This window comes from Nocardia sp. GCM10030253 (assembly GCF_042675075.1).
Classification (GTDB): Bacteria; Actinomycetota; Actinomycetes; order Mycobacteriales; family Mycobacteriaceae; genus Nocardia.
In genome coordinates, this window is the sequence record NZ_JBHTDL010000014.1 from 1 (window position 1) to 13,799 (window position 13,799).

At 65.0% G+C, this 13,799-nt stretch carries 15 protein-coding genes; all 15 read right to left on the minus strand.

Features of this window, described 5'->3' with window-relative positions:
* Positions 1-319 precede the first annotated feature (319 nt).
* Positions 320-1,579: a UDP-N-acetylglucosamine 1-carboxyvinyltransferase gene (murA, locus tag ACFQZZ_RS29550; RefSeq protein ID WP_378687295.1), complete on the minus strand. Its 1,260-nt coding sequence runs from the start codon at positions 1,577-1,579 to the stop codon at positions 320-322.
* Positions 1,580-1,779: 200 nt separating this feature from the next.
* On the minus strand, positions 1,780-2,361 hold the full coding sequence (locus ACFQZZ_RS29555; protein ID WP_378687297.1) for a cob(I)yrinic acid a,c-diamide adenosyltransferase: 582 nt from the start codon (positions 2,359-2,361) through the stop codon (positions 1,780-1,782).
* Positions 2,362-2,476: 115 nt separating this feature from the next.
* A complete protein-coding gene (locus tag ACFQZZ_RS29560; protein WP_378687299.1) occupies positions 2,477-2,899 on the minus strand; it encodes a DUF2550 domain-containing protein in 423 nt (140 codons plus the stop codon).
* A gap of 198 nt (positions 2,900-3,097) precedes the next feature.
* A complete protein-coding gene (locus ACFQZZ_RS29565; RefSeq protein ID WP_378687300.1) occupies positions 3,098-3,475 on the minus strand; it encodes a F0F1 ATP synthase subunit epsilon in 378 nt (125 codons plus the stop codon).
* 6 nt (positions 3,476-3,481) lie between these two features.
* Positions 3,482-4,930, minus strand: coding sequence for a F0F1 ATP synthase subunit beta (atpD, locus tag ACFQZZ_RS29570; RefSeq protein ID WP_378687302.1), 1,449 nt, complete (start codon positions 4,928-4,930; stop codon positions 3,482-3,484).
* A 21-nt stretch (positions 4,931-4,951) separates the two neighbouring features.
* The gene (locus ACFQZZ_RS29575) at positions 4,952-5,923 is read right to left on the minus strand and encodes a F0F1 ATP synthase subunit gamma (RefSeq protein WP_378687304.1); all 972 of its coding nucleotides are present in this window, start codon (positions 5,921-5,923) and stop codon (positions 4,952-4,954) included.
* A 55-nt stretch (positions 5,924-5,978) separates the two neighbouring features.
* Positions 5,979-7,613, minus strand: a complete 1,635-nt coding sequence (gene atpA / locus ACFQZZ_RS29580) for a F0F1 ATP synthase subunit alpha (protein WP_378687306.1) — start codon at positions 7,611-7,613, stop codon at positions 5,979-5,981.
* A gap of 64 nt (positions 7,614-7,677) precedes the next feature.
* Entirely contained in the window at positions 7,678-8,487 is an 810-nt protein-coding gene (locus tag ACFQZZ_RS29585; RefSeq protein WP_378687307.1) for a F0F1 ATP synthase subunit delta, read from the minus strand.
* A gap of 19 nt (positions 8,488-8,506) precedes the next feature.
* A complete protein-coding gene (locus ACFQZZ_RS29590) occupies positions 8,507-9,067 on the minus strand; it encodes a F0F1 ATP synthase subunit B (RefSeq protein WP_378687309.1) in 561 nt (186 codons plus the stop codon).
* A gap of 7 nt (positions 9,068-9,074) precedes the next feature.
* A complete protein-coding gene (locus tag ACFQZZ_RS29595; protein WP_364906576.1) occupies positions 9,075-9,323 on the minus strand; it encodes an ATP synthase F0 subunit C in 249 nt (82 codons plus the stop codon).
* Positions 9,324-9,393: 70 nt separating this feature from the next.
* Positions 9,394-10,242 (minus strand): F0F1 ATP synthase subunit A, encoded by an 849-nt coding sequence (atpB, locus tag ACFQZZ_RS29600; protein WP_378687311.1) that lies wholly within the window; start codon positions 10,240-10,242, stop codon positions 9,394-9,396.
* Between the two features lie 251 nt (positions 10,243-10,493).
* The gene (locus tag ACFQZZ_RS29605; RefSeq protein ID WP_378687313.1) at positions 10,494-10,949 is read right to left on the minus strand and encodes a hypothetical protein; all 456 of its coding nucleotides are present in this window, start codon (positions 10,947-10,949) and stop codon (positions 10,494-10,496) included.
* Between the two features lie 10 nt (positions 10,950-10,959).
* The gene (locus tag ACFQZZ_RS29610; RefSeq protein WP_378688005.1) at positions 10,960-12,114 is read right to left on the minus strand and encodes an MraY family glycosyltransferase; all 1,155 of its coding nucleotides are present in this window, start codon (positions 12,112-12,114) and stop codon (positions 10,960-10,962) included.
* Between the two features lie 47 nt (positions 12,115-12,161).
* Complete coding sequence (locus tag ACFQZZ_RS29615) at positions 12,162-12,827, minus strand: L-threonylcarbamoyladenylate synthase (RefSeq protein WP_378687314.1); 666 nt, start codon at positions 12,825-12,827, stop codon at positions 12,162-12,164.
* 78 nt (positions 12,828-12,905) lie between these two features.
* Positions 12,906-13,778 carry a peptide chain release factor N(5)-glutamine methyltransferase gene (gene prmC / locus ACFQZZ_RS29620; RefSeq protein WP_378687317.1) on the minus strand — a complete coding sequence of 291 codons (873 nt, stop codon included), beginning with the start codon at positions 13,776-13,778 and terminating at the stop codon, positions 12,906-12,908.
* Positions 13,779-13,799 lie beyond the last annotated feature (21 nt).

The following is a 13,799-nucleotide window of genomic DNA, read 5'->3' on the forward strand; positions in this document are numbered from 1 at the left end:
TAATTGGCACTGACATTCATCGACACACTATTGAGTTCTCAAAGAACACACGCACACACCATCGTGCAGATTTACTCTGATTGATCGGTGAGGCAACTTTTCAAGCTTAGCTCAGTCGCATACCCCGGCGCAAACCAGGATCTCGATCGAGCTAGTGTGATCGTCAGGCGCTCCTCGTACTACCTCGTTTCCCTCGCCTCTCGCTCAGCGTTTCCGCTGGGCTTCTCGGCTCCGGGTCGGTGTCCGTGTCGCTCTGACTTGAATAAAGTTACGTGCCTGCGTGGACGATGTCAAATCGCCTGGTCAGAAACGGTTTTGATCAATCAGCCGCACCGACACGCTTCACTTGACCACCCAATGCCTGCAACTGCTCGACGAAATTCGGGTAACCGCGGTCGATATGGAAGACGTCGTGCACTTCGGTGACGCCATCGGCGACAAGTCCCGCGAGAACAAGTCCCGCGCCTGCCCGAATATCCGACGACCACACCGGCGCACTCGACAACCGCGGAATACCGCGCACTACCGCGTGATGCCCATCGGTCCGTGCGTCGGCGCCGAGCCGGATCATCTCCTCTACAAAGCGGAACCGCGCTTCGAAGACGTTCTCGGTGATCATCGAGGTGCCGTCGGCGATCGCCGCGAGGCCGATGGCCATCGGCTGCAGATCGGTCGGGAACCCGGGGAAGGGCAGCGTGGAGAAGTTGACCGCGCGCGGTCGGTCGGCCTGGATCACCCGGAAGCCATTCGGCTCGAACGAAATTCGCGCTCCCGCCGAACGCAGCTTGTCCAGCACCAGTGACAGATGCTTCGGGTTGACGCCGCTGACTCGGACATCGCCCATCGTCATGGCGGCGGCAATTCCCCACGTGGCGGCCACGATGCGGTCGCCGATCACCCGGTGCGTGGTCGGCAAAAGACGCTCCACACCCTGAATGGTCAGCACCGAGGTGCCCGCACCACTGATCCGGGCACCCATCCGAACCAGCATGTTGCACAGGTCGACGATGTCCGGTTCGCGCGCGGCGTTGTCGATGACCGTCTCCCCCTCGGCAAGCACGGCCGCCATGAGGATGTTCTCGGTCGCCCCTACCGACGGGAAGTCCAGCCTGATGCGGGCGCCCTGCAGTTCCTCCGCCCGAGCGACCACACAACCGTGTTCGATTTCGCTGGTCGCGCCGAGCAGGCGCAGGCCGGCCTGGTGCATATCCAATGGACGAGAGCCGATCGCGTCGCCACCGGGCAGCGCGACAACGGCCCGCTTGCACCGCGCCATCAACGGACCGAGCACACAGACCGACGCACGGAACTGCGTCACCGCGGGGAAATCCGCGTGGTACTTCGGCTCCGCAGGGGTGTTGATTGTGACGACAGAGCCATCGATCTTCACGTCGCAGCCGAGGCCGCGCAGCACGTCGCCCATCAGCGGCACATCGAGGATGTCCGGGCAGTTCGTAATGGTGGTCGTGCCCTCGGCCAGCAGGGCAGCCGCCATCAGCTTGAGGACGCTGTTTTTAGCACCCCCGACCGCGACCTCACCGACGAGTCGATTCCCGCCGGTAACCAAAAACCTCTCCATGCCGCCTCTCCGCGTTTTCGGCGCACCTTCGTGCAAAGGATAGTTGCGGGCTCCCCCGCGTCTCCGCGTCTTCAGCCGATCGGTATGTGTCGCGGGGTTTGCGTCGCGGACCGGCGGTTGGGTGCCGGGCTCAGTTGGTGGGCGTACCCGGTGAGTTACCCATGTAGTGGGGAAATCAGTCGTCTTGTATCGAGCGAGTATCAAGCACCGGGCGTAGCTCCGCCAGGCTTCCATAGGATATCGCCGCCGGGGTTGGCGACACGGCTGAGGATGAAGAGCAGGTCGGACAGGCGGTTGAGGTACATCGCCGGGAGGACGCTGGTGTCGTCCGGGTGTGCCTCGACCGCGGCCCAGGCCGCGCGTTCGGCGCGGCGTGCGACGGTGCGCGCGGTGTGCAGCAGCGCCGCCAACGGGGTGCCGCCGGGCAGGATGAACGAATTCAGCGGCGCCAGTTCGGCATTGAACTCATCGCACCAGCCTTCGAGCCGGTCGATGTAGAGCTGGGTAATCCGCAGCGGCGGGTACTTGGGCTCCGCGACAACGGGGGTCGACAGGTCGGCGCCGGCGTCGAACAGATCGTTCTGTATCTGCTGTAGCACCGCCGACAACTCCGGCGCGGGGCTCCCGAGTGCGACGGCAACACCGATGGCCGCATTGGTCTCGTCACAATCGGCGTAAGCGACAAGTCGGGGATCGGTCTTGGCGACCCGCGAGAAGTCACTGAGTCCAGTGGTCCCGTCGTCCCCGGTACGCGTGTAGATCCGCGTCAGATGGACGCTCACGACTCCTCCTCGCTGATGCTCGGCTCCGCCGTGCGCGCCGCGCGCTGTGGCATGGTTCGCTCGCTGCGCTCGCTCACAAGACCACCTTAGATGTCGGACCTGAACAGCAGGCTGTTCAGAGGCCTGGAAGTCGGCGGGTGCGGTCGGAAGGGCGGGACTCGACCCAGGACAGGAATGCGGCCAGCGAACCGCGGTCGAGGGCGAGTTCAAAAGTGCCGTCGCGGTCGGACACCGCGGTCACCGACAGTTCTTCGGTCATAATGTCGAACTCGTCACCGCGCGGGCCGCGGCGGTCACCGATCTCGATGCCCTGGCGTCGGATGGTGGAGTCGGGGCCCAGTTTGAGACTGGACAGCTTGTAGAAGACCAGCCGATCCTCGTCGTATCGGATCAGACCGTGCCGCCAGCCCTGGCCGCCGCGCGCGGGCAAAACCCGCAAAATCGCGGCCGTACCGCCGCGGCGCAGCATGATCAGGCGGTAGGTCGAGGCAAGCGCCAGGAGAACGAGCAAGAGCACCAGAATGATCAGGAGAACCATCCCGGTCTGCAATGCCGTTCGTCCCTTCGCTCCGCCGCCGTGTCGGCGACACCTCGCGGTCATTCAACCACGGACCCGAGTTTACAAATGGCGCGGCCATGTCTTTTGCCCCGCGTCTCGTACCAACCCCCTGAAACGACGCTGTCGGCGGCGAATAGCTTCGCCGCCGACAGTGTCGTGCTCAATGGTGGTGCGTGACTACGCGTTCGCGTTCTGCTCGACCGCGCGCACTCGGGCCTGGGCCGCCTTCTGCTGTCCTTCGGTAGCCTCCGAGTCGGCCAGCACCCGGCGGGCTGCCTCGACATCGACCTCACCGGCGAACTCCGCGGATTCGGCGAGCACCCGGACCGTGGTTGCGGTCACCGAGAAGAAACCGCCGTGCACCGCAGCGACGATCCGCTGACCGTCGGTGTCGACGATGGTCACGGTGCCGCCCTCGACCAACTGGCCGAGCAGCGGCTCGTGGCCCGGCATGATGCCGATCTGGCCCTCGGTGGTCTGCGCGCTGACGAACGACGCCTGGCCGGACCAGAGCAGTCGCTCGACAGCGACGAGATCAACTGACATCTCCGCCATGGGTGACTACTTTCCGGCGATCTTCTTCGCGGCGGCCTCGACGTCGTCGAGTCCACCGCAGCTGTTGAACGCCTGCTCCGGGAAGTGGTCGAACTCGCCCTTGCAGACGCGGTCGAACGCCTCGATGGTGTCGGTCAGCGGCACCACGGAACCCGGCTGGCCGGTGAACTTCTCGGCGACGATGAAGTTCTGGCCGAGGAACTTCTCCAGACGACGGGCGCGGCCGACGAGGACCTTGTCCTCTTCGGAGAGCTCGTCCATGCCGAGGATGGCGATGATGTCCTGCAGTTCCTTGTACTTCTGCAGGATCCGCTTCACCTCGTTGGCGACCCGGAAGTGCTCCGCACCGACGATCGAGGCCTCCAGAATGCGGGAGGTCGAGGTCAGCGGGTCGACGGCCGGGTAGATGCCCTTCTGCGAGATCGGGCGGGAAAGCTCGGTCGTCGCATCGAGGTGGGCGAAGGTAGTCGCCGGGGCCGGGTCGGTGTAGTCGTCGGCGGGCACGTAGATGGCCTGCAGCGAGGTGATGGACCGACCACGGGTCGAGGTGATGCGCTCCTGCAGCTCACCCATCTCGTCGGCCAGCGTCGGCTGGTAACCGACGGCCGACGGCATACGGCCGAGCAGCGTGGAGACCTCGGAACCGGCCTGGGTGAACCGGAAGATGTTGTCGATGAACAGCAGCACGTCCTGGTGCTGCACGTCGCGGAAGTACTCGGCCATGGTCAGGGCCGAGAGCGCGACGCGCATACGGGTGCCCGGCGGCTCGTCCATCTGGCCGAAGACAAGGGCGGTGTCCTGGAGGACGCCCATCTCTTCCATTTCCAGGTGCAGGTCGGTGCCTTCACGGGTGCGCTCACCGACGCCGGCGAACACCGACGTGCCGGAGAACTCACGCGCGATACGGGTGATCATCTCCTGGATCAGCACGGTCTTGCCGACACCGGCACCACCGAACAGACCGATCTTGCCGCCCTTGACGTACGGGGTCAGCAGGTCGATGACCTTGACGCCGGTCTCCAGGATCTCGGTCTTACCCTCGAGCTGGTCGAATGACGGTGGCTTGCGGTGGATGCCCCACTGCTCACCGTCGCGGCCGAGGCCGGGGGTGTCGAGGCAATCGCCGAGGGCGTTGAACACGTGGCCCTTGACGACGTCACCGACGGGCACCGAGATCGGCTTGCCGGAGTCGGAGACCTTCGCCCCACGGACCAGGCCGTCGGTCGGCTGCATCGAGATGGTGCGCACGATGTTGTCGCCGAGGTGCTGGGCAACCTCGAGGGTCAGGGTCTTGGCCACCGAGGCCAGCGCGATCTCGGCGTGCAGAGCGTTGAATAGCTCTGGGATGGAACCCCGCGGGAACTCGACGTCCACGACGGGGCCGATGACACGGACGACGCGGCCTGCGGATGCGCCGGTCCGGCTCGTGTTGTCTTGTGTGACAGCTGCGGTCATTGGTTGGTTCTCTTCCTGCGCTTAGTCGCGGTCCGAGCTCGAAGCCAGCGCGTTCACGCCGCCCACGATTTCACTGATTTCCTGCGTGATCTGGGCCTGCCGCGCCGAGTTCGCCTGCCTGGTAAGGACATTGGACAGCTCATTGGCGTTGTCGGTGGCGGCCTTCATTGCGGTGCGCCGAGCCGCGGACTCGGATGCCGCTGCCTCGAGCAACGATGAATAGATACGCGTGTTGATGTACTTGGGCAGCAGCGCCGCCAGCAGTACATCGGCGTCGGGCTCGAACTCGTACTGCGCGTGCACATCGGCGGTTGCCGAATCGGACAGGCTGTCCTCACCCATGTCGAAGTTCTCGTCGACGTAGCTCACCTGGATCGGCGCCAACCGGCGCACCTCCGGGGTCTGCGTCAACATCGAGACGAACCGGGTGTACACAATGTGCAACTCGTCGACACCGGCGATATTGCCGGTGCCGTTCGGAGCGGGAACTTCGCCGTCGGAGCCAGCCATGAAGCTGTCCACCAGGTGGTGGCACGCGGCCGACGCATCGGTGTACTTCGGCTGCTGGGAGAACCCCGTCCACGACGCACGGGGCGCGCGGTTGCGGAAGGTGTAGTAGATGAGGCCCTTGTTGCCCATCACGTACACCACCGGCTCTTTGCCCTCGCCACGCAGCGTGGTCATGAGCTCCTCGGCGCGCTTGAGCACGTTCGAGTTGTAGCCACCACACATACCGCTGTCACTGGTAATTACCAGCACGGCGGCGCGACGCGGGTTGGCGCGCTCCGTCAGCAGCGGATGCGAGAGGTTCTTCGACGCACTCGCAAGCTCACCGAGAACCTTGGTGATCTCCTCCGCGTACGGCTTGGCCGCAGCAACCCTGGCCTGAGCCTTGGTGATTCGCGAGGTCGCGATCAGCTCCTGGGCCTTGGTGATCTTCTTGATCGAATTCACACCACGAATGCGGGAGCGCAATTCACGCAGGTTTGCCATCAGCGGTTCACTCTCCCTTCATTCGCCAGATTCCAATAACGCATGCTCGCCCGCGCTACTTCTCGACGTGCTTGCGGGTCACGGTGAGCGACTCGACCTCTTCGGACTCGAGCTCGCCCGCTCCGTCCTCGACCACGCGACTGCCGTCGGAGGCGAGGAAGCCCTGCTTGAACTTGTCGGTGGCCGCCTTGATCGCGTCGGCCGCGTCGCCCTGCAGCACCTTGCCGCCCGCGATCGACTCGAACGCCTCGGGCGCGTTCCGGTGCAGTTCCTCGATCAGCTCGGCGTTGAACCGGCGGATGTCGGCGACCGGGACCGACTCGTAGTAACCGGCGTCGACCAGGAAGATCGAGACGATCTGGTCTTCGACGGGGACCGGCGAGTACTGGTCCTGCTTGAGCAGCTCGACCCAGCGGGCGCCACGCTCGAGCTGGGCGAGCGAGGCCGCGTCCAGGTCGGAAGCGAAGGCGGAGAACGCCTCCAGCTCGCGGTACTGCGCCATTTCCAGACGCAGCGAACCGGCGACCTTCTTCATGCCCTTGGTCTGGGCGGCGCCACCGACACGGGAGACCGAGGTACCGACGTTGATCGCCGGACGGACACCCTTGTTGAACAGGTCGGACTCGAGGAAGACCTGGCCGTCGGTGATGGAGATGACGTTGGTCGGGATGAAGGCCGAGATGTCGTTGGCCTTGGTCTCGATGATCGGCAGACCGGTCATCGAGCCAGCGCCCATCGCGTCGGACAGCTTCGCGCAACGCTCCAGCAGACGGGAGTGCAGGTAGAAGACGTCACCCGGGTACGCCTCGCGGCCCGGCGGGCGACGCAGCAGCAGCGAGATCGAGCGGTAGGCCTCGGCCTGCTTGCTCAGGTCGTCGAACACGATCAGGACGTGCTTGCCCTGGTACATCCAGTGCTGGCCGAGAGCCGAACCGGTGTAGGGCGCAAGCCATTTGAAGCCGGCGGAGTCCGAAGCGGGGGCCGCGACGATGGTGGTGTACTCCATCGCACCGTGCGCCTCCAGCGCGGTCTTGACGCCCGCGATGGTGGAGCCCTTCTGGCCGATCGCGACGTAGATGCAACGCATCTGCTTGGTCGGATCGCCCGACTCCCAGTTGGCCTTCTGGTTCAGGATCGCGTCGATGCAGACCGCGGTCTTGCCGGTCTTGCGGTCGCCGATGATCAGCTGACGCTGGCCACGGCCGATCGCGGTGAGCGCGTCGATGGCGGTGATACCGGTGGCCATCGGCTCCTCGACCGGCTGGCGCTGCAGCACCGACGCGGCCTGCAGCTCGAGCACACGCTGCTCTTCGGCTTCGATCTCGCCGAGGCCGTCGATCGGCTGACCGAGCGGGTTGACCACGCGGCCGAGGAACTTGTCGCCCACCGGAACCGAGAGCACGTCGCCGGTACGGCGGACTTCCTGGCCCTCTTCGAGGGTGGCGTACTCGCCGAGGATAACCGCACCGATCGCGCGGTCCTCGAGGTTCAGCGCCACGCCGAGCACACCACCGGGGAACTCGAGCAGTTCGTTGGCCATCGCCGAAGGCAGACCACTCACGTGGGCGATGCCGTCGCCGGTGTCGGTGACAACACCGACTTCTTCGATGGAGGTTTCCGGGGTGTAGCTCTGGGTGTAGCTCTCGATCGCGCTACGGATCTCATCGGTGGAGATCGTCAGCTCCGCCATAGTCTTCCTGCTCTCGCTGTCTGGTCTCGAATGTCGGGGGATTAGGAGTCGTCAGGCTGTGACATCAAGCCAGAGCCCGACGCAGCCGTTCCAGTCGGCCGGTGGCGCTGCCGTCGATCACGTCGTCGCCGATGTGCACGATGACACCGGTCAGCAGACTCGGGTCGACCTGGACGTGCACCGTGACCGGCTTGCCATAGATGCGCTGCAACGACACCGCGAGGTGCTCCCGCTGCTGGTCGGTCAGTGCGATCGCCGCGTGCACATGCGCGACGATCTGGTTGCGCCGGGCGGCCGCGAGATCGGACAGCTCGTCGAATGCCTCGCCGATGCCCGTCTTCGACCGGGTGACCACTTGGTTCGCCAGGGTTTGGGTGATGGTGTCGGTCCTGCCCGCGAGCAGCCGGTCGATCAGTTCGCGCTTGGCCACTGCGGGCTTCGAGCGATCCGAAAGTGCCTGCTCCAACTCGGGGCTGTCGCTGATGGTCCGGCCGAGTCGGAACAGTTCGTCCTCGACCGTGTCGATCCGCCCGCTGTCGGCCGCCGACTCCAGCAGCGCTTCCTGCCCGAGCAACACCAGGGTGTCGACCAAATCGGCAGTGCGCGACCAGTTCTGGGCCACCGCGGTGGTCAGCACCGCCTGCGTGGCAGCACTGACCTTGCCGCTGAAGACCCGCTCGCTCAGCTCGGCGCGAACCGCGCCGGGCACCGATACGTCCGCGAGCGCAACACGCAGCGAACGCTGGTCATCCAGCACGGCGACAACGGCGAACAGTTCGGACCCCGTCGTGGCCGCAACACCGTCGCTTCCGGTCAGAGCGGCCCGAAGCGCCTCCCGGGACCGGGAGCTTGCCTCGCGGCTCGCTGCGTACATGCTTCTCACTTTCGCGTCGCTACCTTCCGACCCCGATGCCGGCATTCGACTGGTCGAGCTCGGACAGGAACCGCTCGATCGAAGCCGCTTGCTTGGCCTCGTCCGAAACCGACTGTCCGATAATCTTTTCCGCCAGATCGACGGCCGTCTGACCGACCTCGGCACGCAGTTCGGTGAGGATCTGCTGCCGCTGGGCTTCCAGCTGGCTGTGGCCTGCCGCGACGATGCGGTCGCTTTCGGCCTGGGCGTCCGCGCGCATCTGCGCGAGGATCTGCTGGCCCTGGGTGCGTGCTTCCTCGCGGATGCGCGCGGCCTCGAGCCGGGCTTCGGCCAGCTGCTGCTGGTACTGCTGCAGGGTCAGCTGGGCCTCTTCCTGCGCGGCCTCGGCCCGCTGGAGACCACCCTCGATCTTGTCGGCACGCTCGTCCAGCACCTTCATGAGGCGCGGAATCACGTACTTGTAGAAAATGACGCCGATGATCGCAATGCAGACCACCGACCACACGATGTCGTACGTCTCGGGGATCAGGGGGTTGACATCTTCCCCCGTGGCCGCAGCGAGAACAGTTTGCGTGGTCATCGCAATCTCAGAAAATGAAGCCGGCGACGAGGCCGATCAGCGCGAGCGCCTCGGTGAACGCGATACCGAGGAACATGTTGGTGCGGATCGTGCCCTGCAGCTCAGGCTGACGGGCGATACCCTCGATGGCCTTGCCGACGACGATGCCCACGCCGATGCCGGGGCCGATGGCAGCCAGACCGTAGCCGATGGCGCCGAAGCCCTTGAACGTCGACTCGTTGGTTGCAGCTTCCTGGGCCAAGTACGCGAGGCTCATGAGTTCCATTCCCTTTCTGTTGCCCACACGCCGGTCGGCGGGTGTAGCAGGTATCCGGTAGTTGTTCGGGTCAGTGCGAGTCAGCGTGTTGCGCGAGTCCGATGTAGACGGCGGTCAGCAGTGCAAACACGTAGGCCTGCAGGAAGATGACCAAAATCTCGAAAAGGGTGAATCCGAGTCCCGCGATCAGCGAGAACGGCGAGAACACCTTCATCCACGAGGTGGCGTCGAACAGGAAGAACCAGGTGGCGCTGAAGAACAGCACCAGCATGATGTGACCTGCCAGCATGTTCGCCATGAGTCGGACCGTCAGCGTGAACGGGCGAAGGATGAAAGTCGAGACGAACTCGATCGGAATCAGCAACACGTGCAAGGCGGGCGGAACATTCGGAACCACGATGCTGCTGCGCATGTAGGTGAGGAAGCCGTACTTCTTGATACCCACGTAGTTGAACGTGATGTAAGCAAGCGCGGCCAACACCAGCGGCATGCCGATTCGGGCGTTCGACGAGATGTTCAACCCCGGAATGATGCCGGAGAAGTTCAGGAAGAGGACCGTGAAGAAGATCGTCGCGATCAGCGGGAAGAACCTGCGGCCGGATTCCTTACCGAGAACCTCGTCGCAAATCTGTTCCTTGACGAACACCAAACCGGTTTCAGCGACGTTCTGCAGGCCGCGCGGGACCAGGCGGGGACTCCGGAATGCCAGCAGCATCACAATGACAAGAACTGCCGTCATGATCAGACGGATCAGCATCAGTCGATCGAGTTCGAACGGCGTACCCTCGAACAGCAAAGCTGGAGGGAAGAAGTCGGACAGCGATGGCGCGTGGAACTCGCCCGCCAAAGTGGTGACGCTCAGCGTTCTCTCCCGTGTTCGGGCCGTGGGTTCGGTCGCACCCACGGTTCGATCGGACATTGACGATCAATTAGTCGACTCAGGTCGGCTCGAATTTCGTCAGCAGCTGTGCGGCGGGATTGGAATCCGCCTGGCGTCTGTACGTGTGTCGGCGACATCGTCGACATGCAGAACCGGAACCCCTCGGAGTCCGGCACGGCAGTAAGCATAGCGGCACTCAGCGGGATCGGGGGATCCCCCCTCGCCTTGGTTGCTTGCTTACCAACACTTTACCAAGAGATCTACGACAGTGTGTAGGTGGGTGGGTTTTATTACTGGCCAGTACCCGGTTCGGGCTCCGCGTCGGGCACCGTCACGTACGGAACCTTCTGGCGCAGAACGCCGAACGTCTCCGCCCCCAGCACGATGACCAGGCTGCCTACCACGGTCAGGAAAAGGGTCATCCTGTTGTAGAAGTCGAAGTTCTGCAGCACCGCGATCACCACCATCGCGATAAGCAGCTTGCCGACCCAACTGACCAGCATGACCAGGCCCGCGGTGCTCGGCGGCAGCTTCGCGCCGAGCAGCACGACGGCGGCCGTGGTGAGGATGAAACCGCCGCCGATGGCGGCGCCGATGAGCGCGCCCCAGAAGCCGGGCATACCGGCCGCCGCGGACGCGATCGCCACAGCGAGCACGACCAACACGATCAACCCGATCGCGCCGTAACGCAGTGCCGCTTTGAGCGGGGCGTCGGGACCGGGGACGGGTGTCGGAGTAAAGCTCACGAGCAAAACTTTACCCGCGAGGCGTCCGGTCTCCCGCCGCCTCCCCGCGTCGCAGGCTCGGGATGGCGGTGACGACGAGCGCGAAAACCAGTCCACCGGCCATCAGCAGCACCACCAGCCGCCGGTCCATCAGCGCGGTCCCGACGGCACCGAAAGCGAGCACACCGACCCACAAATAGATGAGCAACACCACGCGCCGATGCGAATGTCCGATCTGCAGCAGCCGGTGATGCAAGTGCATTTTGTCCGGAGTCGAGAAACTCACGCCCGCGCGCACCCGTCGGACAATCGCCAGCAAAAGATCGAGCACCGGAATGAACATCACCGCGCCGACCAGCAGCAGCGGAGACAGCAGACCAACGATGTCGCGGGGCCCGTATCCGTTCAGCGGAATTCGGCCGGACGCACCCGTCGATACTGCGGCGAGCATCAGCCCGATCAGCATCGAGCCGGAATCGCCCATGAATATTCGGGCAGGTTGAAAATTGTGCGGCAGGAAACCGAGGCAGGCGCCCGCCAGCGCGGCAGCGAGCAGGGCGGGCGGATAGGTATCGACCGAACCGCCCTGGTCGTAGAGCAATCCGACGGCGAAAACGAAGACGGCGCCCGCACAGATCAATCCGAGCCCGGCCGCGAGTCCGTCCAGGCCGTCGACGAAATTCATCGCGTTGATCAGGGTGACGGTGATCGCGACGGTGACAAGACCGCTCTGCAGCGCGTCCAGCACCACCGTGGTGTCGTTGAACGGGTCGTAGATGACGTACCAGCTCAGGCCCATCAGGGCCATCACACCCGCGGCAGTGACCTGACCCGCGAACTTGGTGAGTGCGTCCAGGCCCCAGCGGTCGTCGACGATGCCGACGAGCACGATGAGCGTGGCCGCCACCAGCACCGCGGGAATGTCCGGCGCATAGTCGAAGCCACGACGCAGCGCGGGCAGTTGGTGCGCGAACAGCACGGCCGCGACCACGCCGATATACATACCGACGCCGCCCATCCGGGGAATGGGCTTGACGTGCACATCTCGTTCGCGCGGCACGGCAACCGCGCCGAAAGCGATGGCGGCCACCCGGATTCCACCGGTGGCCAGGAAAGTGACCGTTGCGGAGATGAGCAGCACCAGCAGCAGCTCGCGCAGCGGAACGACCGAACCCCACCCGAATATCGGGTCAGCGAGTATCTGATCCGCGAGGAGATCAGACTGTCCACCGATCACCGGGACACGGCGCCGGTCAAGGCTTCCGGCGACAGGCCGAGCACTTCGGCGATATCGGCGACCGATACCGCGCCCTCGCGCAGAATGCGCGGCTGATCGGCGGTGAGATCGACGATGGTTGAGGCGACCGCATGCTCGGTCGGCCCGCCGTCGAGGTACACCCCGACCAGATCGCCGAGCTGATCGCGAGCCTCGGCGGCGGTCTTGGCGGGCGGCTGCCCGGAAACGTTGGCACTGGATACCGCCAGCGGACCGACCTCACGCAGCAGCTCGAGCGCGACCGGGTGCAGCGGCATCCGCAGCATCACCGTTCCTCGGGTGTCGCCCAGATCCCAGGCCAGCGAAGGCGCTTGCTGCACAACGAGACTCAGCCCGCCGGGCCAGAACGCGCGAATCAGTTCGCGGGCCTGCGGGCGCACCGAGAAGACCAGGCCGTCGATGGTGTGCCACGAACCGACCAACACCGGCACCGGCATGTCCCTGCCGCGTCGCTTGGCGTCGAGCAGCGAACTCACCGCTGACGAATCGAACGCATCGACGGCGAGGCCGTAGAGCGTGTCGGTGGGCAGCACGACCAACCGCCCGGATTTCAGGGCGCTGGTGGCTGCGGTCAGTCCGGCGGCGCGCGAGTCTGGATCCGCGCAGTCGTAGACGGTACTCACGCCCCCATCCTGTCATGGGGTTGCGCCGGCGCCACTATCCCCCAGCCTGCCGCCGGTTGGAAGGCATCGCGGTATAGCTCAGCTACGCGTTGCGGCGACGAACCGGGGCTTGCCCGCAAGGTCCGGGTGCTCGACGATGTCGGTGAATTCGCCCTGTTTGCCGAGTAGAACCGCCAGGTCCGAGCCATTGGTGTCGTCGTGTTCGATGGCCGTTGCGGCGCCGGTGCGCAGCAGGCGGGCGATGGTGGGGATCATCGCGCGGATGACGTCCAGGCCGTCGGTGCCGCCGAAGAGGGCTAGGTGCGGGTCGTGGTCGGCGACCTCGGGATCGAGTACGGCGGCGTCGGGGATGTAGGGCGGGTTGGATACCACGAGGTCGACGCGGCCGTTGAGTTCGGACAGCAGGTCCGGGTCGGTGACATCGTCGGCGTACAGGGTGATCGCGGTATCCCCGTCGGCAATGCGGAGGTCGGCATTGCGGCGTGCCCATTGCAGCGCGCGCGGATCGATCTCGATCGCGTGCACGTCGGCGTCCGGGCGGGCATGCGCGATGGCCAAGGCAAGGGCGCCTGAACCGGTGCACAGGTCGACCACGACGGGCGTGTGATCGTGCGGCAGCTTCTCCAGCTGGCCTAATGCCCAGGCGAACAGCAGCTCGGTCTCCGGTCGCGGCACGAAGACCCCCGGCCCGACCGCCAGGTCGATCTCGCCCATCGAGGCGATACCGGTCAGGTGCTGCAATGGAATTCGTTCCGCACGCCGGGCGACCAGCGTGCGGTACTCCGCCAGCAACTCGGGCTCGACCAGCGGCGTCAGCGCCAGCCGTGTCCGTTCGATGCCGAGCAGATGCGCCGCGAGATGCTCGGCATCGGCCTGCGGACTGTGTACCCCTGCCGCCCGCAAGGTCTCGACGGCTTCATTGATGGCTGGACGCAGCGGCTCACGACTCATAGGGCTGACTTTGCCTGATCG

Excerpts from the sequence above, each read along its gene's own strand:
- murA (WP_378687295.1), bottom strand. The coding sequence starts at position 1,579 with ATGGAGAGGTTTTTGGTTACCGGCGGGAATCGACTCGTCGGTGAGGTC.
- ACFQZZ_RS29560 (WP_378687299.1), bottom strand. The coding sequence starts at position 2,899 with ATGGTTCTCCTGATCATTCTGGTGCTCTTGCTCGTTCTCCTGGCGCTT.
- ACFQZZ_RS29565 (WP_378687300.1), bottom strand. The coding sequence starts at position 3,475 with ATGGCGGAGATGTCAGTTGATCTCGTCGCTGTCGAGCGACTGCTCTGG.
- atpD (WP_378687302.1), bottom strand. The coding sequence starts at position 4,930 with ATGACCGCAGCTGTCACACAAGACAACACGAGCCGGACCGGCGCATCC.
- ACFQZZ_RS29575 (WP_378687304.1), bottom strand. The coding sequence starts at position 5,923 with ATGGCAAACCTGCGTGAATTGCGCTCCCGCATTCGTGGTGTGAATTCG.
- atpA (WP_378687306.1), bottom strand. The coding sequence starts at position 7,613 with ATGGCGGAGCTGACGATCTCCACCGATGAGATCCGTAGCGCGATCGAG.
- ACFQZZ_RS29585 (WP_378687307.1), bottom strand. The coding sequence starts at position 8,487 with ATGTACGCAGCGAGCCGCGAGGCAAGCTCCCGGTCCCGGGAGGCGCTT.
- ACFQZZ_RS29590 (WP_378687309.1), bottom strand. The coding sequence starts at position 9,067 with ATGACCACGCAAACTGTTCTCGCTGCGGCCACGGGGGAAGATGTCAAC.
- ACFQZZ_RS29595 (WP_364906576.1), bottom strand. The coding sequence starts at position 9,323 with ATGAGCCTCGCGTACTTGGCCCAGGAAGCTGCAACCAACGAGTCGACG.
- atpB (WP_378687311.1), bottom strand. The coding sequence starts at position 10,242 with ATGTCCGATCGAACCGTGGGTGCGACCGAACCCACGGCCCGAACACGG.
- prmC (WP_378687317.1), bottom strand. The coding sequence starts at position 13,778 with ATGAGTCGTGAGCCGCTGCGTCCAGCCATCAATGAAGCCGTCGAGACC.